Source organism: Kitasatospora sp. NPDC058218, assembly GCF_042882445.1.
Taxonomy (GTDB): domain Bacteria; phylum Actinomycetota; class Actinomycetes; order Streptomycetales; family Streptomycetaceae; genus Kitasatospora.
Genome location: NZ_JBHVWC010000045.1, coordinates 66,224 through 90,316, shown reverse-complemented (window position 1 = coordinate 90,316; position 24,093 = coordinate 66,224). Strand labels below are relative to the sequence as shown.

Below are 24,093 nucleotides of genomic sequence, written 5' to 3'. Positions count from 1 at the left end.
TCAGGTGAGAATGCATCCCGCGAGACTACGTGCCCCGCGCGCGCCGCACTCGACCGGCAAGAACGCGGGGCGAACGTTGCCTGATACGGCACTAGGTGGGTGTGGACCCGAGGGCCGCCGCGCGTTCCTTGGCCGGAGCGCGGCGGCCCGACTTGTTGGGTCCGAGCCACTCGTCATGTCACGAGTAGCCATGACCCCCGACCCGCCACGAGAGGCGCGGATCGGGGACCAAAGACACTCGTTCGTTGATCAGCACTCTGTTGAGTTATCAAGGAACGGCCGCTTCCTTCGGGGGGCTGTCACCCCACCCCTCCGGGCGTTGGACGTGCGGGAATAGCGAGGTTCGAGAGAGCTTTGTTCTCTCTGCCTCAGAGTCCACTGTGAGGCAGAGAGGCAGAGTTGGCAAGCCGATCGGTCCCACGACATGCGGAAGCGTTGGTTCCGGCCGGGCGTTGCGGCACTATGTGGCAGAGACGCAGAGGGATGTGGAGTGCTGATGGTCGAATGGACCGGAGAGAAGTCCGCCTACCGGCAGGTGGCGGACGACCTTTGCGCAAGGATCGCGGCCGGAGAGTTCGCTGCTGACGGGAAGATCCCGTCACTGGCGAAGCTCCAGGCTCACTACGGGGTGACCCCAACGGTCGCCCGGGCGGCCGTTGCCCACCTGCGGGAGACCGGTTTGGTCGTAAGCCACCAAGGCAAGGCTGCCTTTCTGACCTCAGACGCAGCCTCCAAGGCGGCAGCCGCGACGGCCGGCGAGGCCGGACAGCTGCGGCGCGAGCTGGCAGAGGTTCGGGGCGAGCTGCGCGACCTGCAAGCGCGAGTCGCGGAGCTTGAAGCCCGGTGATCAGCGGGCGGGGGCGTCAGGGGATCGCGGCTTCGCTGCGGTCCCCTGACTGCATATTGGGGCGGGTGGCACTTCATTGATGCCTCCTGGGGTGGAATGGAGTTCAGTTCACACCCGTTGCCGCGAGATCTGTATCACGGAGCCTTACCGACATTCAGTCGCGAACTCTTACACGACTGCTATCACGACCGCTATCACGATTTTCTGGTGACTCAACGAGCCGCTACACTCGCGGCACGAGCAGTTTCCTAGGAGGGGAATATGGCTCGGCAACGCCCAGATTGGAATCCGGCAGCACTCAGGGAGGCCAGGGAATCCCACAACCTGACCCTTGAGGAAGTCGGCGAGAAGCTGCGGGAAATCGGCGAACGGCACAAGTTCAACCTTGCCGCGAACTTTCAGACGGTCTGGGCGCACGAGAAAGGGACCTCATACCCGCGCCCCGATTATCGCCGGGCATACCGCATTCTCTACCGCTTGAACGAGGCGGAACTGGGCTTTCGCCGGGCTCTCCCCGGAGAGGTCACCACGGTGCCCAACCAGCGCGCAGTAGAGACTGTCCCCGATCTGGCCAAGGCGATCCGCGAAGCTCTCGGCAGCATCCGGGAGGGCGCGGACGGCGTAAATGCCGACGCTTTCCGCAACCGCGTGATCGACGAGTGGCAGCGTCGCGCCAGCGGAGAGAACTCCGGCCCGATGATTCTCCTGGTCGGCGGGTATGCAGGCTCCGGAAAGAGTGAGTTCGCCAAGTTCCTCGGACGCCTCACCGGCTGGCCGATCCTGGACAAGGACTCGCTGACTCGGCCGCTCGTCGATCAGCTCCTAACGGCGCTTGGCGGCGAAGCAAACGACCGGAGTTCCGACCTCTACCGCGAGAAGATTCGCCCGCTCGAATACCGCTGCCTGATGGAATCGGCATGGGACAACATCGATTGCGGCACTTCCGTGATCCTCGACGCACCGTTCATTGCGGAATTCTCGCAGGCGGACTGGATGCAGCGGTTCTACAATCGCTGCAAGGCCAAGCGGGCCACCGTCGCGGCCATCTGGGTCGAGTGTGACCCAGACTCAATGCGCGAGTACATCGAGTTCCGTGGCGCGGCCCGGGACATGTGGAAGATGGAGTCCTGGGACGAGTACCTGGGCGCGATCGACCTGAAACTGCGGCCCCAGGGTCCGCACTTCGTCGTGGATAACCGCCTCGGCGCGGCCATCGCTGCTGCCGACCAAGCCCGCGACGTGCTGAGTGGCGGTGGACTGTGACTGCCCCGGGTCTGATTCTTTATGGACCACCGGCCGCCGGAAAGGACACAGTTACCCGGGCCCTCCAAGAGGTCAGTGCGAACTACCGGCTGTTCTCCCGGCTGAAGGTCGGATCGGGGAAGTCTGCTGGCTACCGGATGGGCACCAGTGAGCAACTCGCCGAACTGGAGAAGGCCGGCGACGTCCTGTACCAGAACAGCCGGTACGGCAACACCTACGTCATCGATCGCCCCGGACTGGACGACGCGTTCGACCTCGGTGTCCCGATCGTGCATCTGGGCCAGGTTGAGGGCATCGACGCTCTTGTGACGGGCTACCCGGCGGATTGGTCAGCCGTACTGCTCTGGTGCTCACGCGAAACCACCAAGGCCCGCTCCGCCGGCCGCGGGGACAGCGATACCGAAGCCCGGCTGACCGCGTGGGACGCCACACAGGCCGATGTCGAAGCACACCCGGCGCAGGCATGGGACCTGTCGCTGGACACCGCCAGCGTCGAACCGGCGGAGGCGGCCCGGCTCATCCACGCGCTGCTCTCACGAGGCGGTGAAGTGGGCCGTCCGCAGTAGATAAGTCCGGCCGTTACGGGCGGGCCAGGCGGTCAAGGGCCTCGTCGGGCGTCAGCTCGGCGAGGTCTTTGCTGTCCTCCCAGCGCGCCAGGGTCTGGGCAGCAGCCCGCAACAGCTCGTCCGGTAGTCCATCGGCGGACAGCATGTCAGCGGCCTCCTCCATCTCCGGTCCCCATCGCCACGCTCGCGCTGCAGTCTTGGCGATGTATCCGGTCTCCACCAGGTAGCTGCCCTGCCGCTTGCCTGCGACATCCAGCAGCGCTTCGTCCACGCCGTGGGCCCGCGCCGCGCCGAACGCCACGGCCGCCAGCACGCGGGACGCCTTCTGATAGGAGCTGTACGCCAACTTCAGGGCCGATGCCTGGCCAACGTCGCTGCCCAGTACGGGTGTCTCTACTGGGCTACCGGCGAACAGGTCCTCCAGCAGCGAGACGGCGTCCGCTGGACCGGACAGGTACAACCGGGTCCGCTTGCCACCGACCGGAGGTGAGCCGATCACAGCGCCGTCGACCACCGCGTGGGCGCATCCGTCCAACACCGCGGCGATGCGCTGCGTCCGTTCGGGGTTGATCGCGTTGGCTTCCACATAGACGCCCGCGTACCGCCGATCGGCGACAGCGCGGGCCAAGTCTTCGGCGGCGGCCGGTGGGCAGACGCTGAGGACGATGTGAGCCTGCTCCAGCAGCTCATCCAATCCGGCAACCGGTTCCAGCCCGTTCCGCTCGGCCCGGGCCTTGGTGGCCGCGCTACGGCCCGCCGGACACCAGAGCACCCGCGCCGCGTTCGGTTGGGCGCAGGCGGCCACTGCGGCGCCCATGCTCCCGGGATGGAGGATGCCGACGGTCGGCTTGATGGTCATCGTGAAGTCTCCGGAAGTCCGAGCAGGAAGTCTGCGGCATCGGCAGCGGTCTCGGCGATGTGGTCAGGGGCATGGTCCGGGCTGGTCCAGTCGCTCCCAGCCGAGATCCAGATGGTCCGCAGACCGGCCCCACTGGCCCCAGCGATGTCCGTCACCGGATTGTCGCCGACCATCCAGACATCGCTTAGAAGCGCTCCCCCGCACCGCGCAACCGCAACCTGGAACGCCTTTGGCTCAGGCTTTCGGGCCCCAGCCTCCTCCGAGATGCAGACCGCGTCCACGCGGTCGAGGATGCCGGTAGCCGTGAGCTTGGCCCGCTGTATGTCGGTAGCCCCGTTGGTCAACACGCCCACCGACCAACCAGCAACGCGCAGTCGATCGAGCCGGGACAACGTCGCAGGAGCGCAGACCACCCGCGCAGCTAGCCCGGCCACGTAGCTATCCCACAGTTCTACTGCGGACTCCGCGAGACCGAGGGCGCTGCGAAGGCCCTCGAACGTCTCCGGCGTCGCGCGCTCCCGAACGGCCTCGGACACCGCTTGGACGGCCTCTGTTGACAACCCCCGAGCCACGCTGAAGTCGGTGACCCAATCTGTCACGGCACCGTTCCGGTTAATCAGCGTGTTGTCGAGGTCCATGAGAACGAGCCTGCCCATGACGGTGACCCTACCCGCGCTCGGCTTCGTCTCGGTTCTAAGCCGCAGGCTCCTCGGCGGTTGGGTCCGGCTGCTCTCCGCGCGTCATGGACTTGTGGGGTGGCCCACTGCTCACCAGGAGCAACTGTCGAGGGATCGCGGAAGCTCCAGGGTCCGTCGTCGTCAGACACTCTGACGACGCCACCGCAGGGGACCGGGAGTTGGCACGTGAACTCCTGAGTGGACTGGAAATGGCCCGGCGTCAGCAGCAGAGAGCTACCGACTCCGGGCCTCTGAATGGTTGCGTCAGCGTTGTATTTCAAGGCAGTGGGCCGGGGGTTGCGTCAGCCCCCATCTCTATGCTGCAGTGGAAGTGCAGCCAGCAGCCAATCGGAAATGCTGGCATGGGAGTGCCGTTGTGCCATTAGAGCTCGGGCGGGATATTTGCTCGAGCGTAATTGAGACTGCGAAAGACGCCCACTGAGGAGCATTGTCATGGGCTTCGCAAGTAGATTATCTCGTACGGTAGTGGTTGCAGTAACATCCGCAGCAATGGTGACCGGTGGCGCCGGGTTGGCGTTTGCAGGTGACTCCAGCCAGGCCCATGCTGGAGTCGAGGTGGTGGGTCACGCGCCGGCCCCGAGTGCTGGGTCAGCTGATCCGCTGTCGCACTTGCCTCAGGTGCCGGACCGCGACGCGGGAGTGGCTGCTGTACTTCCGCACCTTCCGGATCTCCCGCTTCCGCCGGAATCGGTGGTACTTGTTTGTGTTGCGGGTTCGGGATGCCAGACGATGACGATCAGTGATGCTCTCGATCTGACAATCGCGGGCAACTTGGTCTGTGTCGTACGGAATCTGGTGCTCGCGGGGCCAGTTGCGGCAGCTGCTTGCTTCATTCCGGGAGCAGGATCCCTTCCTGGATCGTTCCTCATAGCGCCAGCTGATGTGCAGCAGGGTTAGGTGTCGCAGCGCGATTATTCACTGGACAGCCTTCGCAGGCCGCGCTTCAAGCCGGGCGACGACGTGGCCGTCGCGCTCTGCCGACTGGCGTGGTTGAGGCTCCCGGCCCGTGCCACAGACGTGCCAGGACGGACGGGGAGCCACGGGGAAATGCGGGCGGTGGCGGTTGGACCTCGGCGTGGAACCAAGTACTGCCTTCGCGCAGGTCACGGCACGTGAGCGACAACTGTGCTCCTAAAGCCGGTGTCGCAGGTTCGAATCCTGCCTGGGGCACAACGAACGCGCAGGCCGCAGGCCCTCCGCCCATCCGGGTGGAGGGCCTGCGGCGTTCCTGCGCACTCCGCCGGGCGGCCGGTCGCGGCTGCGGTGGGTCGGTCGCCGTCGCGGGGCTCTCGTGCTGGGCTCGCCCGTGTCCGGGCGTACGGGGGCCGATGCGGTCGCCCGGTGACCGGTCCCGCGACCGCGCGAGTCACCGCCCGCCGCCCGCCGCCGGATGCCGTGCGCCGCCGTCGCAGCCGCGCCCCGGCCGTGCGGCGACGGGTGGAGGGGGTCCGCGGCCGTTCCCCGCAGTCGCCCGAACCTGACGGGGCGTCCGGGCCGGGTGCCCGGGTCAGGGGTGGCCGTACCTCTCGGGGAGGAGGTGTGCGGCTCCGGGTCAACCCTCGGGTTGATCGAGGAAGCTACGTCGCGCCGATGAGGGCGGCCCGCTGCCCGACCTACGCTCGATCATGATCCTGACGGCGCATCACGGCCGGTCGGGCGGGTCGAACGAGGAACGATGACGACGTACCGATACACCTTGGCCGAGCTGCGCGGGCAGTTCCGGCAGCTGGCCCTCACCGGTGCGGCGGTCGCGATGGGGGTGGCCTTTCTGATCGCCTCGGTCGGCGGCAGCGGCGCGCTGGTCGACTCGTTCGGCCAGAGCGCCGCCGCCGAGGTGGGCCCGGCCGACATCCAGGTGACCAGGGCCCCGGCGCAGGGTGGTCTGGACGCGGAGGCGGCCGACCGGGCGCGGCAGGTGCCGGGGGTGGCGGAGGCGGTGCTGCGGCTGGTCGGTCGCGGCGGGGTGCTCGCGCCGAGCGGGCGGGCGCTGGACGAAGCGGCTGCGGTGAGCTCGATCGCGACCGACCCGGCGCTGCGCTGGCAACTGCTCAAGGACGGCCGGTGGCCCGGCGCTCCCGACGAGGTCCTGCTGGACGCCGACACCGCCGAGCGCGTCGAGGCCCGGCCCGGCTCGGAGCTCCGGCTCGGCCGGGCCGACGGCACCGTCGCCACCGCCCGCCTGGTGGGCACCCTGGACGGGCGCGGCGCGCCCAGCCTGGCCGGACGTCCCGTGCTCGCCGTGCCGGAGGGCCTGATGGCGCAGTACGCGACCGGCGTCGGCGCCACCCGGTTGGACCTTCGGCTCGCCCCCGGCAGTTCGCGCTCGCAGACCGCCGAGGCACTGCGCCGCGCCCTCGACGGCGCCGAGGTGCGTACCCGGGACGCCGCCGTCGAGGAGGCGACCCGGCAGAGCGGGACCCTCTACGGGGTGGTGCTGATCGCCGCGCTGTCGTTCGTCCTGATCGCCCTCGCCGTCGCCCGCATGGTGGTCGGCAACACCTTCTCCGTCGTCCTGGCCCAGCGGAGCCGCCAGCTCGCCCTGCTGCGCTGCGTGGGCGCCGACCGTGCGCAGGTCCGGAGACTGATCCGCCGCCAGGGCCTGCTGCTCGGTGCGGGCGCGTCGGTGGCCGGGGTGCTGGTCGGTACGGGGATCTGCGGCGCCGCCACCGCGCTGGCGGGCGGTGCCGACCTCGGGCCGGTGCACATCTCGCTCATGCCGTCCCCGCTCACCTGCCTGCTGGCCGGGCTGTTCGGTGTCGCGCTCACCGTGCTCGCCGTGCGCGGGCCGGCGAAGGCCGCCTCGGGCGTGGCGCCGATCGCCGCGCTGGGGGGAGCGCCCGGTGCCGCCGAGGGCGGGGCCGGGTGGCGGGCCGGGCTGTTGTCCGGACTGCTGCTGGTGGCGGGCGCCGCGCTGTTGGCGGCCGGGGTGACGACCGGGCCGCCGCTGTCGCTGCTCGCCGTCACCCTGGGCGCGATCAGCAGCTTCTTCGGGGTGCTGCGGCTCTGCCACCGGCTGCTGCCCGTGGTGGTCGCCGGGCTCGGGGTGCCGGCGCGCAGGCTCTGCGGGACGGCGGGCAGGCTCGCCACCCAGCAACTGCGGCTCAATCCGAGGCGCACCGGTGCGACCGGGTCGGCGCTCCTGCTCGGCGTGACGGTGATGGTCAGCGCCGTGACCGCGCTGGAGATGACCTCCGACGCCCTGGTGCCGGCGGTCTCCGCCCGCCAGCCCGGCGCGTTCTCGGTGACCACCACCGGTGGCGGACCGCTGCATGCCGGGGTGCTCGGCGCGCTCGGGCGGGAACGTGCGCTCGGCGTCACGCCCGTCCGCTCGGCCACCTTGGAGGTCGACGGCCGCAGCACGTTGGTGGTCGCGGCCGACCCGGCGCTGCTCAGCTCGACCGCGGACGGCGTCGACCGGGCCCGGGCGCTGACGGACGGCGTCGCGCTCAGCGGCCTCGGTGACGCGCCGGGCGAGGGTGCGGACGGTGTGCACCGGATCGGCGCCGCCGTGGGCGGGCCCGCCGCCACCCTGCGGTTCGAGCCCGGGCGCAGCACCCTCCCGTTCGCGCTCCAGAGCGGGGGCGTCCTGCTGGTGACGGGGACGACCCTGGACCGGCTCGCCCCGGGGGCGGCCGTCACCACGCTCTGGATCAGCCCGGCGGAGGGCACCGATCGGCTCGCGGCCCGTCAGGCGATGGACCGGGCCCTGGCCGGCCAACCGCAGGTCACCGTCGTCGACACGGCCGCGCAGGCCGAGAACCTGCGCTCGATGCTGGACCGGATGATGCTGATCAGCATGGCGCTGCTGAGCTTCTCGGTGGCGATCGCCGGGTTGGGCGTCGCGGCCACCCTGATGCTGAGCGTCAGCGAGCGGGCCCGGGAGATCGGCATGTTGCGGGCGATCGGGATGTCCCGGCAGCAGCTGCGCCGGATGCTCACGCTGGAGGCGGTCCTGCTCTCGTCGGCCGGGGCCTTGGTCGGCACGGGCCTGGGGCTGGTCTACGGCTGGTCGGCCGCGCGGTCGGTCACCTCCACCCTGGGGACGGTCGGTGGTCCGCCCGTGCTGCCGGTGCTCGCGGCGCTGGCGCTGACCGTGCTGGCCGGGCTCGCCGCGGCGGTCCTGCCGGCCCGCCGGGTGGGCAGGATGACGGTGGTGGCCGCCATGCGGGCGGCGTAGCGGGCCACCGCGGTCGGGGAGTACCCGTGGTCGGGGGCGCGGGCGCTCGTGCCCCCGACCGGGGCGCGTGCTCAGCCGAGGGGGTGTCGGCTGCGCGAGGTGGCGGGCGGCCGGGTGGCGAGGTCGGCGAGCAGGCTCTCGGCCTCGCGGGTGGCGCGCAGGACCTCGGGGTCGAGGTCGACGACGACCAGTTCACGCCGGTCCGGGCCGGCCTCGGCGAGGAGGCGGCCGTCGGGGGACCAGACGGCGCTGGCGCCGCAGGTCTGCCAGCCACCGGTGGTGCCGATGTGGTTGGCCAGCACCGTGTAGACGGTGTTGTCGAGCGCCCGGGCCGGGAACCAGGTGCGGGACTCGTGGTGGCCGTGGCCCACGCTGAACAGGGCGCCGACCAGGTAGGCGTGGCAGCCGTCGAGGGCGGCCGCGCGGGCGTGCTCGGGGAAGCCGGAGTCGTAGCAGATGCCCAGGCCGAGCCGCCAGCCGTCGAGTTGGAGGGTGCAGCCGGTGTCGCCGGGGCGGTAGGTGTCCCGTTCGGTCTTGAAGAGGTACTGCTTGTCGTACCGGGTGGCGATGGTGCCGTCCGGGCCGAAGACGAGTGCGGAGATGCGCAGTTCGCCGTCGGCGTCCCGCACGGCCGCGCCGACGACGGCGGCGGTGCCGCTCTCCCGGCAGGCGTCGGCGATCGGCGCGAGCCGGGGATCGCCGGGCTGGACGGTGTACTTGAGGGGGTCGGTCCGGATCAGCTCGGGCTCGTAGCCGGACAGGAACTTCTCGGCGAAGAGCACCAGGCGGGCCCCGGCCGAGGCGGCCTCGCGGATCAGTTCGGCGACGGTCGCGACGTTGGCGGGGATGTCACCGGCCACGGCCTGGGCCTGGGCCGCGGCGACCCGCAGCGGCCGGTCCGGGTGGTCGGGAGAGGCGGCGGGGCGGTCGGGCGTCGAAGGAAGCGGCATGGCGGCCAGGCTAGGGGTGGCCGGTGGGCCGGGCGAGGCCGGGGCCGCGGTTCCGGTCGGCCCCGCGTCGAGGTGCCGCGGCCCGGCCTCCCGGCGGTTCGCGTCAGTGGACCGCGCCGTCCGGGCGGTCGCCGGCCTCCTCGAAGGCCGGGTCGTAGGGCGCCGGAGCGACGGGGGAGACCAGGACGCGCTGGACCCTCGGCCTGGTCCGCCAGCTGACCCGTCGGATGTCCCGGGCCAGCGCGCCGGGCCGGCGGAGTTCGACGGCGACGGTGACCGCGCCCAGGACGACCCCGGCGGCCAGCCAGCCGCCCAGCACGTCGCTCGGCCAGTGGACACCGAGGGCGATCCTGGTCCAGCCGACCGTCAGCACCGTCAGCGCGGCGACCGAACAGGCGGCGATCCGCCCGCCGCGTGAGGTCCGGTGCCAGACCAGCCCGACCAGGACGGCGCAGGTGATCGCGGAGGCCATCGCGTGCCCGGAGGGGAAGGCCGGGCCGCCGGCGTGCGCGACCGGGTCGGTGAAGTGCGGCCGCGGGCGGTCGAAGGAGAGCTTCAGCGCCCACAGGAGGCCCCAGCCGACCAGGGTCTGTGCCGCTGTCCAGCAGGCCAGCACCCGTGCCCCGATCAGCCAGAGCCAGACGGCGGCCACGCCGAGCAGCGTACGCATGGTGATCGTGCCGCCGATGTCGGAGAGCATCTGCACCGAGGCGACCCAGACTCTTCGGCCCCGGGCGTCGCTGTGCATGCTGTCGGTCCACCCCTGGTCGAGGCCGGCGAGCGGGGACCAGGTGGCCTGCACCAGGGTGGCCAGGGCGGCGAACAGCGCGGCACAGCCCGCCGCGAGCGCCGCGTGCCGGAGCAGATGGCGATTACGCGGGGTGAGCGACGGCGGGCTGTTGGTCAGGTGCATGGCTGACACCTTCCCCATGCGTTGTGCTGATCGGACGCCGGGGCGATAGCGATTTGGCATCTTTTGTGCGGAGAACCTGCGTGCGCCGGGGCGCGAGCGCGGGCGGCTTCGGGGTGCGGGAGGCCCGGGGGTGCCGACCGAGGCCGAGCGGAGCGGGAACGCGGGCGGCTGTCGGATGGTTCACAAAAGTGAAGAGTGTGCAAAGAGGCGGGCCGGCAGCTCCACGCGTGGGCGGCCGTGGCCCCCGGGGGAGTGCCGCCCGGCGCCGGTGGCCGCTCCGGATCGGTCACCCGGCCGACACCTGTGGTGCCGCAGTGGTCACCCTCCGTCCAGGATCGCGGTGAAATCCGGCAGGATACTGCATCGCTGGAAGAATCTGAGCGACTTGGGAATGTTGTCCGGAATCTGTTCGTTGGATCGTTACGTGTGAGCCCCTCGGGGCCCGCATTCTTGCCCTCTCGGGGGCAGGCAGGCAGACCTCGGCAACACCAGCAAAGGGAGCAAGCATGGCCACCCGTGCCGTCGTTCGCGACAGGGCCGACCGGACTCGCGCGGCCCGCCCGACCAACCTTGAGGCCGACCGTGACCTGGTCGGCATGTACCTCGACGAGATCGCCAGGACGCCCCTGCTCGATGCCGCCGAGGAGGTCGAGCTCTCGCTGCGGATCGAGGCCGGCGTGTACGCCCAGCACCTGCTGGAGGAGGCGGAGCTCCCCAAGGGCGTCAAGCGCGAGGAGCTGGAGGCGATAGCCGAGGACGCCGAGCGCGCCAAGGACGTCTTCATCCGCTCCAATCTCCGGCTCGTGGTCGCCGTCGCGCGGCGTTACCCCCGCAGCGGTCTTCCCTTGCTGGACCTCATCCAGGAGGGCAACGCCGGCCTGGTGCGGGCGGTGGAGAAGTTCGACTACGCCAAGGGTTTCAAGTTCTCCACCTATGCCACCTGGTGGATCCGGCAGGCGATCACCCGGTCCATCGCCGACCAGTCGCGCACCATCCGGCTGCCCGTCCACCTGGTCGAGGAACTGGGCCGGATCCGGCGGGTCCAGCGTGAGAAGTCCAAGGAGCTGGGCCGCGAGCCCGAGCCGGCCGAGATCGCGGCCGAGCTGGACACCACCGAGGCACGGATCAAGGACGTGCTGGACTGGGCGCGTGACCCGGTGAGCCTCAACATGTCGGTCGACGACGAGGGCGAGACCCAGTTCGGCGACCTGGTCGAGGACACCGGGGCGACGTCCCCGGAGGACGCCGTGATGGTCATGCTCCGCCGCGAGGAGCTGGACGGCCTGATCGGGCGCCTGGACGACCGGACGGCCTCGATCATCCGGTCGCGGTACGGGATGGAGGACGGCCGCGAGCGGACGCTCACCGAGGTCGGCAAGCAGCACGGGCTGACGCGTGAGCGGATCCGCCAGATCGAGAAGCATGCGCTGGCCGAGTTGAAGCGGATCGCCGACCACGCGGGCTTCGAGGCCGCCTGAGGCCTCCCGGTCGCGGTCGGTCGTGCTTGCGCCGCCGGTGACAGCGGTGGCGGCCGCTGTCGTGGGCCCCGGTGTGGACTGCTCCGCACCGGGGCCCGGGGGCGTGCCGGGAGGCCGGGCAGCACCGGGGTGGGGAGCTTCTAGGCTGGAGGGGTGGACGATGTGCGAGACGGAGGCGGGCCGGTGAGCGAGCAGCAGCCCGGGCAGGACAGCGCGGACAGGACGGACGGCGCGGACGGGACGGACACGGCGGAGGCCGTGACGACGGCGGGCGGAGCCAAGGCCGCGACCGGCGGCACCGAGGCGGCGGCGAAGGCCCGGCTGGTCTTCAAGGACCCGCTGGACCAGCAGTCCCGCGACGACACCGACGCCGGCTGGGGCGGGCGCCCGGGAGCGGGGGAGGGCGGTGTGCGGGGACTGGACTGGTACCTGAGCCAGCGCCCGCCGCACCACGGCGACTGACGGGGAAGGCGCTCAGCGCTGCTGCGTGACCAGCGCGTCGCGGATTTCGGTGAGCAGGAGGACCTCCTTGGCCTCGGCCTCCGCCTGGACCTCGGCGAGGCTCTTGCGCCTGGCGGAGAACTTCGTCATCGGCAGGATCAGGCAGAAGTAGACGACGGCTGCGGTGATCACGAACTGCAGGAGGGCGCTCAGCACCGAGCCCCACAGGATGAGGATGCCGGTCGTGACCTCGCCGGTCGCGCTCACCTCGCAAGGGCCCTTGAGGCAGGAGCTGTAGGACGTGAGGTCCTTGGCCCCGAAGGCGCCGACGATCGGGTTGATCACGCCCTTGACGAAGGCGTTGATGACGGCGGTGAAGGCCGCGCCGATGACGAAGGCGACGGCGAGTTCGACGACATTGCCACGCAGCAGGAATTGCTTGAAGCCTTTCATGCCGCGTGAACGACGAAGTCGTTGTCCGGTTACGGGTGATCTTCGAGGGTGCCTGATTGACAACCCGTCCGGCCCACCGGCGCGGCGCCCGGCGGGGACAGACCCGCCCGCGCGGGCCCGAAGGCCAGCACGGCCGCCAGCACGAGCAGGATCAGTGCGGGCGCCCCGGGCCGGTGCCGGAGGGCCCTGCGGAGCCGGTGGAGGCGCCCGCCGCCACGCCGGATCGGCGGGAAGGACGGCACCTCCTGCCGCGGTGGGACGGCCGGAGCGGGGAGCGGCAGCGGGAACGGCAGGGGGAGGCTCGTGGTCGACATGGGCACCGCCGGTGGTCGCAGGGTGCCGGCCCGAGAAGCGGTCCGGCTCTTGGACGCACACTCTGGGCGGCCCGCGAGTTCGGCGAAATCCCCTTCCCCAGGCCTGTGGACAACTCGGCCCTGTGGACAACTTCGTACACCCGTACGGGGCAATCGGCTGGTGCTCGGCTGACCGCCGCCCCCGGTGGACGCCAGGCACCGGGACACCAGGACACCAGGGCGCCGGGTGCCGGTCGCAGGCCGCCCTGGGCCGCGCCCGCTCCGCCGGCGGTCAGAGATCGCCGGTCACGGGCCGGCCTGCCCGGGAGCACCCGCCCGCCCCCGGGCAGGCGAAAGGCCCGTGGGTCGCGCGGTGGCGCGGGCCCACGGGCCTTTCGAAGTCTGGACTCAGCCGGCCGGCTTCGCCGCCGGGGCCGGGCTCGCCGCGGGGGTCGAGCCGCCCGAGGACGAGGACGAGGCCGCCGACGAGGACGAGCTCGACGAGGTCGCGCCCGAGGCCGGTGCCGAGGAACCGGTGCCCACCGAGCTGCTGGACGACGAACGGCTGTCGGTCCGGTAGAAGCCGGAGCCCTTGAAGACCACACCCACGGCCGAGAAGACCTTGCGGAGTCGTCCCTGGCAGTCGGGGCACGTGGTCAGCGCCTCGTCGGTGAACTTCTGCACCGCCTCCAGGCCGTTGCCGCACTCGGTGCACTGGTACTGGTACGTGGGCACTTGTCTTCCTCCTGGCACTCTCGCCTGATGAGTGCTAACGATGGTCAATGATGCGGCATTCCGCTGGATCAGTCCAGCGACTCGAATGTGAGATGAGTCGGGGGCGCGCCGAAGTGTCCCGTTCCCGCCCCGGGCCCGCGCCCCGGAGGGCACCGGCCGGAGCGGGCGCGCGTCCCGGCAGGCCACCGGTCGGGTCAGGTCCGCGCCCCGGAAGGAACAGGCCCGGGCCCACCCGGCGTCGCGTCCGCCGGCGCCCGCGCCCCCGCGCCTCAGCCCTTGACCGCCCCGACCAGCTGCGGCGCCGGACCGCGCTCGCCGGCGGACGCGATCACCGTGCTCGGCGTACCCGGCGCGACCAGCAGGTGCCGCAGCGCGACCAGCGCGACCAGGCCCAGTCCGGCACCGGCCATCGGCACCAGGAACCCGGCCGACGGCCCGTGCCCGTCGATCAGCCGCCCGGCCACCGTGGACCCGGCCGCTAGGCCCAGCCCGATGGCACCGGTCAGCCAGGTGAAGGCCTCGGTCTTGGCGCCGTCCGCGACCAGCGTCTCGACCAGGGTGTACCCGGTGATCAGCGTGGGCGCGATGGCCAGGCCGCAGACCAGTCCGGCGACGGACAGCGCGACCAGGTTGGGCATCGCCCAGAGCGTCGAGCAGCCCAGGACCAGCAGCGCGTAGCTGGCGATCAGCCGGTGCCGGGCGGCTCGCCGCCAGGCGACCATGCCGTACAGCACGCCGGCCAGCATCGAGCCGCCGGCGAAGATCCCGTACACGGTGCCGTTGGCCCCGGGCTGTCCGACCGACTCGGTGAAGGCGGTCACCGAGACCTGCATGGCGCCGAAGACGGTGCCGACGCCCAGGAACGCGCCGGCCAGCAGCCGGACGCCGGGCGAGGCGAGCGCGGAGACGCGGCGGACGCCGGGCTGGTGCGGGTGCCTGGCCGGCGCGGTGCGCCGCTGGGCGGCGAAGGCGAGCCCGCCGACCACGGTCAGCGCGGCCTCGGCGATCAGCCCGGCGGAGGGGTTGAGCGAGGTGGCGATGGCGCCGGCGAGCACCGGGCCGATCACGAAGGTGAACTCGTCCGTCACGGACTCGAAGGCGAACGCGGTGTTCAGCTTGGCGGCGGAGAGGGCGGGAGCCTCCGTGCTCTCCGCGGAGAGCTTGGCGACCCAGCGGGAGCGGACCATCGCGCCGACCTGCGGCACGCTGGCGCCGGCCGGGGCGGCGGCGAGGAAGAGGGTCCAGACCGGGGCGTGGCCCAGGGCCAGTGCGATCAGCGCGCCGACCGAGATCGCGTGCACGATCACGGTCGGGACGAGCACGGCGGCCTGGCCGTAGCGGTCGGCCAGCCGGCCGGTCTGCGGCCCGACGAAGGCCTGGGCGACGGCCGAGACCGCCGCCACGCTGCCGGCCGTGCCGTACGAGCCGTGGGTGTCCAGGACCAGCAGGACGATGCCCAGGCTGAGCATCGCGTACGGGAGTCGCGCGGCGAAGGCGGGGGCGAGGAACGTCCGGGCCCCGGGGGTGCGCAGCAGTGCCCCGTATCCGACGCGGGCGGGTGCGCCCCGGTCGGTGGCGGCCTCGGCGCCCGGCTCGGTGTCCGGGTGCGTGGCCAGGGCGGCGCGGGTGTCCGCGGTGTTGTCGACCGTTCGGCGGGCCGTCACGGTCGGTCCTTCCTGCTGCCTGGTAGCGCGGAAGGGGCATGGGGTGGCCCCGACGGCGCCGAGAGTCGTCCTCTCGCGCGTCGACCGGGGTAGTTACCGGGCCGGCTCGGCATGGTTACCGAGATCCGGGCCGCGGCCGCCGAGCGGTCGCGCCAACTCTGCTTCAGACAGATGCTGGGGTGTGTCAATCGTCAAGCGTATACGCGCGTAGATGACGCGCTTTCCCCCACAATACAGAGGACATCCAAATCTGTCCCGCCAAGGGAAGGTGAACGCTGGGCGAAGCCCCCATGGTCACCGACCGTACAGCCAGCCCGCGAGCTTGCCGCCCTTGTCCACGGCCCGCAGCCGCCGCTCCGCGGCCTCGCTCACCTCGTCCGTCGTGACGACCAGCAGCTCGTCCCCGCCGCGCAGCACGGTGGCCTTGTCCGGGACGAAGCTGCTCCCCTCCCGGACCACCAGGGTCACCGCCGCGCCGGCGGGCAGCCGCAGCTCGCCGATCTCCACGCCGGACATCCTGGAGGCCGGCGACAGGGCCACCGACAGCAGGTGCCCGTGCAGCTTCTCCAGGGGGGCGGACTCGATGCCGAGGTCCTGGCCCATCGAGCCCTCGGAGACCTTCAGCCACTTGGCGACCCAGGGCAGGGTCGGGCCCTGGAGCAGGGTGAAGACCACGACCAGGATGAAGACGATGTTGAAGACGTCCTGGGCCATCGGCGCGCCCGACACCATCGGGATGGTGGCCAGCACGATGGGCACCGCCCCGCGCAGCCCGGCCCAGCTGAGCAGCGCCTGCTCGCGGCCGGGCAGCTTGAAGGGCGTGAGCGTGAGCACCACCGACAGCGGCCTGGCCAGGAAGACCAGCACGGCGCCGATGACCAGCGCGGGCACCACGGCCGAGCCCATGGTCTCGGGGGTGCAGAGCAGGCCGAGCAGCACGAACATGCCGATCTGCCCGATCCAGGCCAGGCCGTCGGCGAAGCCGCGGACGGCCGGGCCGTGCGGCAGCTTGGCGTTCCCCAGGATGACCGCGCTGATGTAGACGGCGAGGAAGCCGGAGCCGTGCAGCAGCGCGCCGCCGGCGTAGGCGAGCACGGTGAGCGCGAGGACGGCGATCGGGTAGAGGCCCGAGGACGGCAGCGCGACGTGCTTGATCCCGAACGCGCCCAGCTTGCCGACCGCGAGGCCGACCGCCGCGCCGATCGCCAGCTCGGCGACGATCGTGCCGACCAGGACGTACCAGGAGTCCAGCTCGCCGGTGGTGGCGAAGGCGACGACCAGGATGACCACGGGTGCGTCGTTGAAGCCGGACTCGGCCTCCAGCAGCCCGGTCAGCCGGTGCGGCAGCGGCACCATCCGCAGGACGGAGAAGACGGCGGCCGCATCGGTCGAGGAGACGATCGCCCCGAGCAGCATGGAGGTCCGCCAGTCCAGGCCGACCAGCCAGTGCGCGCCGGCGGCGGTCACGAAGACGCTGATCCCGACGCCGACGGTGGCGAGCACGGTGGCCGCCGGCATCACGGGTCTGACCTCGCGCCAGCTCGTCTTGAGGCCGCCCTCGGCCAGGATGACGACCAGGGCGGCGTAGCCGATCACCTGGGTCAGCTCGGCGTTGTTGAAGGCGAAGCCGAGGCCGTTCTGGCCGAGCGCGACGCCGATGCCGAGGTAGATCAGCAGGCTGGGTAGCCCGGACCGGGTCGAGATGCGCACGGCGACCACCGCGACCAGCAGGATCACGGAGAACTCGAGGAGCAGCTGGTTCAGGTGGTCGACATTCACGCAGGGGCACCTCGGACAGGCTGGGGGCGGGCGGGGTGTCTGACGGCGGTGAGGCCGGAGGGAGCCGACCGGCCAGGGAGATTGCTCCCCTAGCGGATCGTTACTCAGTCTAACATTTTGCCATATCTTTAGCTTCGCTGTTCACATGGGCCCCTTCCTCCCCTTCGCTGACCTCGTCCGATCCCACCGTGAGCGTCCCCCGTGCACGCCCGCCAGCCGAGGCGGCCTAATGTGGTGCCCTGTCACGGCCGAGTGCCCTGGACATGCCCGCCCGCCCCCCAGATCGAGGACCGCAAGGACCCAGATGCCCCGCTCGAAGAAGTTCCGGCGCGCCCGTCTGATCGTGATCGTGCTGGTCGTGCTGCTGGTGGCCGGCGCCGGCTACGGCGGCTACCGGGGGGTGGCCGCGGTCCGCGCGTCCTTCCCGGAGGTCGACGGCAGCGTCAAGGTGGCGGGCCTGAGCGCGCCGGTCGACGTGAAGCGGGATGCCAACGGCATCCCCCAGCTCTACGCCGACACCTCGGAGGACCTCTTCCGCGCCCAGGGTTACGTCCAGGCCCAGGACCGGTTCTGGGAGATGGACGTCCGACGGCACATCACCGCGGGCCGGCTCTCCGAGATGTTCGGCGACAGCCAGGTCGAGACCGACTCCTTCATCCGCACCATGGGCTGGCGCGACGTGGCGCAGAAGGAGTTCGACTCCCAGCTGTCGCCCGAGACCAAGAAGTACCTCCAGGCCTACGCGGACGGCGTCAACGCCTGGCTCGGCGAGCACCCGGGCGGCGCCAGCGCCTCGCTGGAGTACGCCCTGCTCGGTGTCGCGAACGGCGACTACAAGCCCGAGCAGTGGACCCCGGTCGACTCGGTGTCCTGGCTGAAGGCGATGGCCTGGAACCTCTCCGGGAACCTCCAGGAGGAGATCGACCGCTCGCTGCTCGCCCAGGACTTCAGCCCGGAGAAGATCGCCGAGCTGTACCCGGAGTACCCGTACGCGCGCAACGGCACGATCGTGAAGACCGGCACCGTGGCCGGCGAGACCTACCGCCCGGCGGACGGCTCCGCACCGGCCGGCGCCGCCGGCGCGGCCAGCGCCCAGGGCGCGGCCGCGACCAAGGCGATGCTCAAGGACGTCACCGACCGGATCGACGCGATGCCGCAGCTGCTCGGCCGGCAGGGCCAGGGCATCGGCTCCAACTCCTGGGTGGTCGCCGGCACGCACACCACCACCGGCAAGCCGCTGCTGGCCAACGACCCGCACCTCGGCCCCGGCCTGCCCTCGGTCTGGTACCAGATGGGCCTGCACTGCCGGACCGTCTCGGCCGCCTGCCAGTACGACGTCTCGGGCTTCACCTTCGCCGGCCTGCCGGGCGTGATGATCGGCCACAACAAGGACATCGCCTGGGGCTTCACCAACCTCGGCGCGGACGTCACCGACCTCTACCTGGAGAAGGTCACCGGCCCGGACACCTACCTGGTGGACGGCAAGGAGGTGAAGTTCAACCTGCGCAAGGAGACCATCAAGGTGGCCGGCGGCGAGGACCGCACCATCACCGTGCGCACCACGCAGACCGGCGCGCCGCTGATCTCCGACCAGAGCACCGAGCAGCAGAACGTCGGCAAGTACGCCCCGAACGGCACCTCCGCCCCGGACCGCTCGACCACCGGCTACGGCGTCGCCCTGCAGTGGACGGCGCTCGACCCGGGCAAGACCATGGACGCGGTCTTCACGCTGGACCGGGCCAAGGGTTGGGACGACTTCCGGGCCGCCGCCAAGGACTTCGCCGTCCCCGCCCAGAACCTGATCTACGCCGACGCCAAGAACATCGGCTACCAGGCCCCCGGCAACATCCCGGTCCGCGGCAAGGGCGACGGCGGCTACCCGGCCCCCGGCTGGGACTCCGCCTACCAGTGGAAGGGCTCCATCCCCTTCACCGCCCTGCCGTACAGCTTCAACCCGGCCGCCGGCTACATCGTCACCGCCAACCAGGCCGTGGTCGACCCGTCGTACAAGTACCTGCTGACCAAGGACTGGGAGTACGGCACCCGGGCCAAGGAGATCACCGAGCAGATCGACGCCAAGCTCAAGAACAACGGCAGGATCTCGCCGGACGACATGCAGGAGATGCAGCTCGACAACACCAGCATCCTCGCCAGGACGCTCGTCCCGCTGCTGCTCAAGGTGCAGATCGACGACCCGTACGTCCGTGAGGCGCAGGACCTGCTGAAGGACTGGAACTACCACCAGGACGCCGACTCGGCCGCGGCCGCCTACTACAACGGCGTCTGGCGCCAGCTGCTCAGCCTCTCCTTCGGCCAGAAGTTCCCGGCCGATCTGCGCGCGGAGGACAACTGCCTGCTGGTCCGCCGGCAGACCGATCCGACCAAGCCGGACAGCAGCACCCAGATCGTCACCGAGTGCGGCACCCGCGACCCGGGCAAGGCCCAGCCGGACGGCGGCGACCGGTGGACCGAGGTGGTGCGCCAGCAGCTGGAGAAGCCCGACAGCAGCTGGTGGACGTACATCGACTCGCAGCACCACGAGCAGAAGGGCCTCGACAACCTGCTCGCCGAGGCAATGAAGAATGCCCGTCAGGACCTCACCGCGCTGCTCAGCAAGGACGTCTCCACCTGGAGCTGGGGCCGTCTGCACAAGCTGACGCTGCGCGAACAGACCATGGGCAGCGACGACTCCTCGCTCGCCTCCGGCGTCGTCCAGCGGTTGCTCAACCGCGGCCCGTACCGCCTCTCCGGCGGCTCGGGGGCGGTCGACGCGGCGGGCTGGAACGCGGCGGCCGGCTACGAGGTGGACTGGATCCCGTCGATGCGGATGGTCGTCGACCTGAGCGACTTCGACGCGTCCCGCTGGATCAACGTCGGCGGCGCCTCCGGTCACGCGTTCCACCCCAACTACAACGACCAGACCGACCTCTGGCTCAAGGGCAAGCTGCTGACCTGGTCCTATTCGCCCGACGCGGTCGAGAAGTCGGCCAAGAACAAGCTGGTGCTGACCACCGGCTGACCGGGCTCGGCCCGTACGGCGGCCCCGCACCTCGGATCCCGGGGTGCGGGGCCGCCGCCGTGACGGCGGCCGGGTCACCGCGGCGGTCGGCCCAGCCGGTGCAGCCCGGACGGGGTGAGGGCGACGTCCACCGGCAGGTCGTGCGGCTCGGCCGGCACGCTCTCCAGCAGCTCGTGCTCGTAGAGCAGCACCGCCAGCAGCGGGCGCGCCCCGGCCCGTTCGAGCCGGGCCAGCACCCGGTCGTACGAGCCCCCGCCGCGGCCCAGCCGCAGCCCCCGCCGGTCCACCGCCAGGCCGGGCAGCAGGACCAGCGACGCCGTGGTCACGGCCTCCGGTCCGAGCCGCCCGCCGACCGGCTCCAGCAGCCCGCGCCCGGCCGGTGCCAGCGCCTGCGGCCCCTCGTACGCGGCCCAGTCCAGGTCGTTGTCGGCCAGCAGGACCGGCAGCAGGACCCGGACGCCCCGTGCCAGCAGGGCGTCCAGCAGCGGCCGGGTGCCCGGCTCGGCGCCGACCGACACGTACGCGGCCACCGTGGCGCCCGGCACGGCCAGCTCCCCGGCGTGCCCGGCCAGCACGCGCGCCGTCTGCTCCCGCTCCTGCGCCGCCAGCGCGCGCCGCTCGGCCAGCAGCCGTGTCCTCAGCGCGCTCTTCTCGTTGTGCATGGGATCCTCCACAGCTCTGTGCCCGTGACGCCCAGAGCCTGACATGCGGAAGGCGCCCCGATGTCGACCCCGCTGCTGGTCCAGGCCCTGGCCGCGCTGAGCGCCCCCGCGCTGGCCGGTGCCGCCGTGCTCGGGCTCCGACTGCGCCGGGCCGACGGCGCCGCCGCCGACCGCGAGGCCCGGCTGCGCGAGCAGGTCGGCGAGCTGGAGGCCCGCTGCGCCGAGCTGGAGCGCACCGCCTCCTGCGACCCGGTCACCGGGGTCTGGAACTACCGCCACCTGCAGCTCACCCTGGACCGGGAGATCGAGCGCGCCCGCCGTGCCGAGCAGGCCGACCAGCAGGAGGCTCCGCACCCGCTGGCCGTCCTGCTGCTGGACATCACCGGCTTCGACACGGTCATCGCCGAGCACGGCCGGGCCCGGGCCAACGCGATACTGCGCGACCTCGCCCAGCGGCTCGGCATGGAGATCCGCCGCTCCGACACCCTCGGCCGGTACAGCGGCGAGGAGTTCCTGGTCGTGCTGCCGGACACCGGCGCCGAGGGCGCGGCACACGTCGCCGAACGGCTGGTCTGGTCGGTCCGCCGCCACCTGCTGCTGGACTGGTCCTCCGGCCCGCGCGAGGGCCGCCGCCCGAACGGCAACGGGCTGACCGCCGCCGTCGGCCTCGCCGGGCTGCCCACCGACGGCACCCATGCCGCCGTCCTGCTCCGGGCCGCCGACCGGGCCCTGGCCGAGGCCCGCGCGGCCGGCGGGGACTGCTGGCGCGCAGCCGCCTCCTCCCGGCCACTCGACGGCTCCGATGCCGAGCGTGACCGTTCGGAAAAGCCGGGTAGTCTGTCGCCCTGTGCTGGAGAGGACCCCCTCACCTCACCCGGCATCTCCCCTTTGCCTGCCACCGTGGCCGGGCCCAGCGACGTGCTGTCATAGCCGGTCAACCGCGCTCGGCCGGGCGAAAACATGCCTTAGTAAGGTAAACGCATGACGACGATCAGCCCCCGAATTCCGGTTACCAAGGCCGTGGTCCCCGCGGCCGGACTGGGCACGCGCTTCCTCCCGGCCACCAAGGCCACTCCGAAGGAGATGCTGCCCGTTGTCGACAAGCCGGCGATCCAGTACGTCGTCGAGGAGGCGGCCTCCGCCGGGCTGTCCGACATACTGATGGTCACCGGCCGCAACAAGCGCGCTCTCGAGGACCACTTCGACCGTGCCTACGAGCTGGAGGAGCTGCTCGCCCGCAAGGGCGACCAGGACCGTCTGCGCCGGGTGCGCGAGTCCGTCGACCTGGCCAACATGCACTACGTCCGCCAGGGCGACCCGAAGGGCCTCGGCCACGCCGTCTCGGTCGCCGAGCAGCACGTCGCCGGCCAGCCCTTCGCCGTTCTCCTCGGCGACGACCTGATCGACCCGCGCGACCCGCTGCTCGCCCGCATGATCGAGGTCCAGCAGGAGCTCGGCGGCTCGGTCGTCGCGCTGATGGAGGTCGACCCCTCCCAGATCCACCTCTACGGCTGCGCGGCCGTCAAGGCCAACGGCTTCGGCGAGGACGTCTTCCAGGTGACCGACCTGGTCGAGAAGCCGGAGACCGCCGACGCCCCGTCGAACTACGCCGTCATCGGCCGCTACGTGCTCGACCCCTCGGTCTTCGACGTGCTGCGCGAGACCCCGCCCGGCCGCGGCGGCGAGATCCAGCTCACCGACGCCCTGCGCGAGCTGACCACCCGCGACGCGGAGAGCGGCGGCCAGGTGCACGGCGTGCTCTTCAAGGGCCGCCGGTACGACACGGGTGACCGCGCGGACTACCTGCGCGCTATCGTCCGACTGGCCTCCGAGCGCGAGGACCTGGGCCCGGAGTTCCGTTCCTGGCTCCGTGAGTTCGTCGCCTCCGAGCTGCAGGACTGACACACCGACAGAGAGCGAGAGCGCCGATGACCGGGTCCACGGAGAGCAGCCCCACCCCCGCCGCAGCCTGCTGCGACGGATCCGCGGACCCGGCACCGGCCGCTCGCCCGGCACGCCTGTGGACCGTCGACGAGCACCTCGCCGACGTACTGGCCACCGTCGGCCCGCTGCCCGCGATCGAGCTCCAACTGCTCGACGCCCAGGGCTGCCGGCTCGACGAGGACGTGCTCGCCGACGGCGACCTGCCGCCCTTCGACAACAGCTCGATGGACGGCTACGCCGTCCGCACCGCCGACACCACCGGGGCCACCGCCGAGTACCCCTCGGTGCTCTCGGTGGTCGGTGACATCGCCGCCGGCGCCGCCGAACTGCCCAGGGTCGGCCCCGGCCAGGCCGCCCGGATCATGACCGGGGCCCCCGTGCCGCCCGGCGCCCAGGCCGTCGCGCCGGTCGAGTGGACCGACGGCGGCAGCGGTACGGGCCTGGCCGCCGACGCGATGGGCGCCGCGGTCGAGGACGAGGAGGTCCGGGTGCTGCGCCCGGTCTCCGAGGGCGCCCACGTCCGCCGCCGCGGCAGCGACGTCACCGCAGGCGCCCGGGTCCTGGAGGCCGGCACCCGGCTCGGCCCGACCCAGCTCGGCCTGCTCGCCGCGATCGGCCGGGCCACCGTGAAGGTCCGCCCCCGCCCGCGCGTGGTGGTGCTCTCCACCGGCAGCGAGCTGGTCCAGCCCGGCGAGCCGGTCGGCCCCGGGCAGATCACCGACTCCAACAGCTTCACCCTCACCGCCGCCGCCCTGGACGCCGGTGCCATCGCCTACCGCGTCGGCGGGGTGCCGGACGACGCGGCGCGGCTGCGCGCCGTCCTGGAGGACCAGCTCGGCCGCGCCGACCTGATCGTCACCAGCGGCGGCGTCAGCGTCGGCGCGTACGACGTGGTCAAGGAGGTCTTCGAGTCCTACGGCGGGGTCGACTTCCGTCGGCTGCGGATGCAGCCCGGCAAGCCGCAGGGCTTCGGCCGGATCGGTGCCGGGGCCGGCGTTCCGCTGCTGGCCCTGCCCGGCAACCCGGTCAGCGCCTACATCTCCTTCGAACTCTTCGTCCGCCCGGTGATCCGCACCATGCTCGGTGCCGCCGACGTCCACCGCCCGGTGGTCCGGGCGCTCTGCCCGGTGGCGCTGCGTTCACCCGCCGGGCGCCGGCAGTTCCTGCGCGGCCGGTACGCGGCGGCCGACGGCGTGGTGGAGCCGGTCGGCGGCGCGGGCTCGCACCTGGTCGGCGCGCTGGCCAGGGCCGACTGCCTGATCACCGTGCCGGAGGACGTCACCGAACTCCCCGCCGGCAGCGAGGTGGACGTCGTCCTGCTGGGCGGCTGAGCGGGCCCGGCGACGGGCCGT

Annotated in this window: 19 protein-coding genes; 10 read left to right on the top strand and 9 right to left on the bottom strand. The window is 71.8% G+C overall.

From position 1 onward, the window contains the following. The first annotated feature begins 496 nt into the window (after nucleotides 1-496). From ACFVYI_RS26960 to ACFVYI_RS26950, 3 genes are all read left to right on the top strand, one after another. Nucleotides 497-847, top strand: a complete 351-nt coding sequence (locus tag ACFVYI_RS26960; RefSeq protein WP_387890097.1) for a winged helix-turn-helix domain-containing protein — start codon at nucleotides 497-499, stop codon at nucleotides 845-847. A 261-nt stretch (nucleotides 848-1,108) separates the two neighbouring features. After that, nucleotides 1,109-2,110 carry an AAA family ATPase gene (locus ACFVYI_RS26955; protein WP_387890084.1) on the top strand — a complete coding sequence of 334 codons (1,002 nt, stop codon included), beginning with the start codon at nucleotides 1,109-1,111 and terminating at the stop codon, nucleotides 2,108-2,110. Nucleotides 2,111-2,247: 137 nt separating this feature from the next. Beyond that, entirely contained in the window at nucleotides 2,248-2,676 is a 429-nt protein-coding gene (locus tag ACFVYI_RS26950) for a guanylate kinase (protein ID WP_387890083.1), read from the top strand. A gap of 13 nt (nucleotides 2,677-2,689) precedes the next feature. On the opposite strand, the gene ACFVYI_RS26945 is transcribed toward ACFVYI_RS26950, so the two are convergent. Then, the gene (locus ACFVYI_RS26945; protein ID WP_387890080.1) at nucleotides 2,690-3,535 is read right to left on the bottom strand and encodes a DUF1932 domain-containing protein; all 846 of its coding nucleotides are present in this window, start codon (nucleotides 3,533-3,535) and stop codon (nucleotides 2,690-2,692) included. Continuing rightward, the gene (locus tag ACFVYI_RS26940; protein ID WP_387890078.1) at nucleotides 3,532-4,191 is read right to left on the bottom strand and encodes an HAD family hydrolase; all 660 of its coding nucleotides are present in this window, start codon (nucleotides 4,189-4,191) and stop codon (nucleotides 3,532-3,534) included. The genes ACFVYI_RS26945 and ACFVYI_RS26940 overlap by 4 nt, the downstream gene beginning before the upstream one ends. A gap of 1,717 nt (nucleotides 4,192-5,908) precedes the next feature. Here ACFVYI_RS26940 and ACFVYI_RS26935 point away from each other — a divergent pair. Further along, complete coding sequence (locus ACFVYI_RS26935; RefSeq protein ID WP_387890076.1) at nucleotides 5,909-8,410, top strand: FtsX-like permease family protein; 2,502 nt, start codon at nucleotides 5,909-5,911, stop codon at nucleotides 8,408-8,410. A gap of 71 nt (nucleotides 8,411-8,481) precedes the next feature. Here ACFVYI_RS26935 and ACFVYI_RS26930 read toward each other — a convergent pair whose 3' ends face one another. Together ACFVYI_RS26930 and ACFVYI_RS26925 are read right to left on the bottom strand one after the other, a co-directional pair. Beyond that, the gene (locus tag ACFVYI_RS26930; RefSeq protein WP_387890073.1) at nucleotides 8,482-9,360 is read right to left on the bottom strand and encodes a carbon-nitrogen hydrolase family protein; all 879 of its coding nucleotides are present in this window, start codon (nucleotides 9,358-9,360) and stop codon (nucleotides 8,482-8,484) included. A gap of 103 nt (nucleotides 9,361-9,463) precedes the next feature. Further along, nucleotides 9,464-10,273 carry a phosphatase PAP2 family protein gene (locus ACFVYI_RS26925; RefSeq protein ID WP_387890070.1) on the bottom strand — a complete coding sequence of 270 codons (810 nt, stop codon included), beginning with the start codon at nucleotides 10,271-10,273 and terminating at the stop codon, nucleotides 9,464-9,466. A gap of 506 nt (nucleotides 10,274-10,779) precedes the next feature. Between ACFVYI_RS26925 and ACFVYI_RS26920 the strand changes: the two genes are divergently transcribed. Both ACFVYI_RS26920 and ACFVYI_RS26915 read left to right on the top strand, forming a co-directional pair. After that, nucleotides 10,780-11,751, top strand: a complete 972-nt coding sequence (locus ACFVYI_RS26920; protein WP_329489273.1) for a sigma-70 family RNA polymerase sigma factor — start codon at nucleotides 10,780-10,782, stop codon at nucleotides 11,749-11,751. A 183-nt stretch (nucleotides 11,752-11,934) separates the two neighbouring features. After that, complete coding sequence (locus ACFVYI_RS26915) at nucleotides 11,935-12,213, top strand: hypothetical protein (RefSeq protein WP_387890068.1); 279 nt, start codon at nucleotides 11,935-11,937, stop codon at nucleotides 12,211-12,213. Between the two features lie 12 nt (nucleotides 12,214-12,225). On the opposite strand, the gene mscL is transcribed toward ACFVYI_RS26915, so the two are convergent. The 4 genes from mscL to ACFVYI_RS26895 all read right to left on the bottom strand — a co-directional run bounded on the left by mscL (nucleotide 12,226) and on the right by ACFVYI_RS26895 (nucleotide 17,116). Then, on the bottom strand, nucleotides 12,226-12,645 hold the full coding sequence (mscL, locus tag ACFVYI_RS26910; protein WP_387890067.1) for a large conductance mechanosensitive channel protein MscL: 420 nt from the start codon (nucleotides 12,643-12,645) through the stop codon (nucleotides 12,226-12,228). A 701-nt stretch (nucleotides 12,646-13,346) separates the two neighbouring features. Continuing rightward, nucleotides 13,347-13,673 (bottom strand): FmdB family zinc ribbon protein, encoded by a 327-nt coding sequence (locus ACFVYI_RS26905; RefSeq protein WP_387890064.1) that lies wholly within the window; start codon nucleotides 13,671-13,673, stop codon nucleotides 13,347-13,349. Nucleotides 13,674-13,942: 269 nt separating this feature from the next. Beyond that, nucleotides 13,943-15,208, bottom strand: a complete 1,266-nt coding sequence (locus ACFVYI_RS26900) for an MFS transporter (RefSeq protein ID WP_387890094.1) — start codon at nucleotides 15,206-15,208, stop codon at nucleotides 13,943-13,945. 423 nt (nucleotides 15,209-15,631) lie between these two features. After that, the gene (locus ACFVYI_RS26895) at nucleotides 15,632-17,116 is read right to left on the bottom strand and encodes a potassium/proton antiporter (protein ID WP_387890062.1); all 1,485 of its coding nucleotides are present in this window, start codon (nucleotides 17,114-17,116) and stop codon (nucleotides 15,632-15,634) included. A 304-nt stretch (nucleotides 17,117-17,420) separates the two neighbouring features. On the opposite strand from ACFVYI_RS26895, the gene ACFVYI_RS26890 reads away from it, so the two are divergent. Continuing rightward, complete coding sequence (locus ACFVYI_RS26890; RefSeq protein ID WP_387890060.1) at nucleotides 17,421-20,135, top strand: penicillin acylase family protein; 2,715 nt, start codon at nucleotides 17,421-17,423, stop codon at nucleotides 20,133-20,135. Between the two features lie 74 nt (nucleotides 20,136-20,209). Here the strand turns inward: ACFVYI_RS26890 and ACFVYI_RS26885 are convergent, their stop codons facing one another. Then, nucleotides 20,210-20,797: a 5-formyltetrahydrofolate cyclo-ligase gene (locus ACFVYI_RS26885; RefSeq protein ID WP_387890058.1), complete on the bottom strand. Its 588-nt coding sequence runs from the start codon at nucleotides 20,795-20,797 to the stop codon at nucleotides 20,210-20,212. A gap of 60 nt (nucleotides 20,798-20,857) precedes the next feature. Here ACFVYI_RS26885 and ACFVYI_RS26880 point away from each other — a divergent pair, with 60 nt between their 5' ends. Genes ACFVYI_RS26880 through glp form a run of 3 tightly spaced genes read left to right on the top strand, consistent with a single transcriptional unit; the run spans nucleotide 20,858 to nucleotide 24,072 of the window. Then, complete coding sequence (locus tag ACFVYI_RS26880; protein ID WP_387890055.1) at nucleotides 20,858-21,727, top strand: GGDEF domain-containing protein; 870 nt, start codon at nucleotides 20,858-20,860, stop codon at nucleotides 21,725-21,727. 51 nt (nucleotides 21,728-21,778) lie between these two features. Continuing rightward, nucleotides 21,779-22,699: a UTP--glucose-1-phosphate uridylyltransferase GalU gene (gene galU / locus ACFVYI_RS26875; protein ID WP_387890052.1), complete on the top strand. Its 921-nt coding sequence runs from the start codon at nucleotides 21,779-21,781 to the stop codon at nucleotides 22,697-22,699. Nucleotides 22,700-22,725: 26 nt separating this feature from the next. After that, on the top strand, nucleotides 22,726-24,072 hold the full coding sequence (gene glp / locus ACFVYI_RS26870) for a gephyrin-like molybdotransferase Glp (RefSeq protein ID WP_387890049.1): 1,347 nt from the start codon (nucleotides 22,726-22,728) through the stop codon (nucleotides 24,070-24,072). Nucleotides 24,073-24,093 lie beyond the last annotated feature (21 nt).

Bases quoted from the DNA above. Each gene is read 5' to 3' on its own strand.
- ACFVYI_RS26945 (WP_387890080.1), bottom strand. From the start codon at position 3,535: ATGACCATCAAGCCGACCGTCGGCATCCTCCATCCCGGGAGCATGGGC.
- mscL (WP_387890067.1), bottom strand. From the start codon at position 12,645: ATGAAAGGCTTCAAGCAATTCCTGCTGCGTGGCAATGTCGTCGAACTC.
- ACFVYI_RS26880 (WP_387890055.1), top strand. From the start codon at position 20,858: ATGTCGACCCCGCTGCTGGTCCAGGCCCTGGCCGCGCTGAGCGCCCCC.
- ACFVYI_RS26930 (WP_387890073.1), bottom strand. From the start codon at position 9,360: ATGCCGCTTCCTTCGACGCCCGACCGCCCCGCCGCCTCTCCCGACCAC.
- ACFVYI_RS26950 (WP_387890083.1), top strand. From the start codon at position 2,248: ATGGGCACCAGTGAGCAACTCGCCGAACTGGAGAAGGCCGGCGACGTC.
- glp (WP_387890049.1), top strand. From the start codon at position 22,726: ATGACCGGGTCCACGGAGAGCAGCCCCACCCCCGCCGCAGCCTGCTGC.
- ACFVYI_RS26935 (WP_387890076.1), top strand. From the start codon at position 5,909: ATGACGACGTACCGATACACCTTGGCCGAGCTGCGCGGGCAGTTCCGG.
- ACFVYI_RS26925 (WP_387890070.1), bottom strand. From the start codon at position 10,273: ATGCACCTGACCAACAGCCCGCCGTCGCTCACCCCGCGTAATCGCCAT.
- ACFVYI_RS26960 (WP_387890097.1), top strand. From the start codon at position 497: ATGGTCGAATGGACCGGAGAGAAGTCCGCCTACCGGCAGGTGGCGGAC.
- ACFVYI_RS26885 (WP_387890058.1), bottom strand. From the start codon at position 20,797: ATGCACAACGAGAAGAGCGCGCTGAGGACACGGCTGCTGGCCGAGCGG.
- ACFVYI_RS26920 (WP_329489273.1), top strand. From the start codon at position 10,780: ATGGCCACCCGTGCCGTCGTTCGCGACAGGGCCGACCGGACTCGCGCG.
- ACFVYI_RS26955 (WP_387890084.1), top strand. From the start codon at position 1,109: ATGGCTCGGCAACGCCCAGATTGGAATCCGGCAGCACTCAGGGAGGCC.
- galU (WP_387890052.1), top strand. From the start codon at position 21,779: ATGACGACGATCAGCCCCCGAATTCCGGTTACCAAGGCCGTGGTCCCC.
- ACFVYI_RS26890 (WP_387890060.1), top strand. From the start codon at position 17,421: ATGCCCCGCTCGAAGAAGTTCCGGCGCGCCCGTCTGATCGTGATCGTG.
- ACFVYI_RS26940 (WP_387890078.1), bottom strand. From the start codon at position 4,191: ATGGGCAGGCTCGTTCTCATGGACCTCGACAACACGCTGATTAACCGG.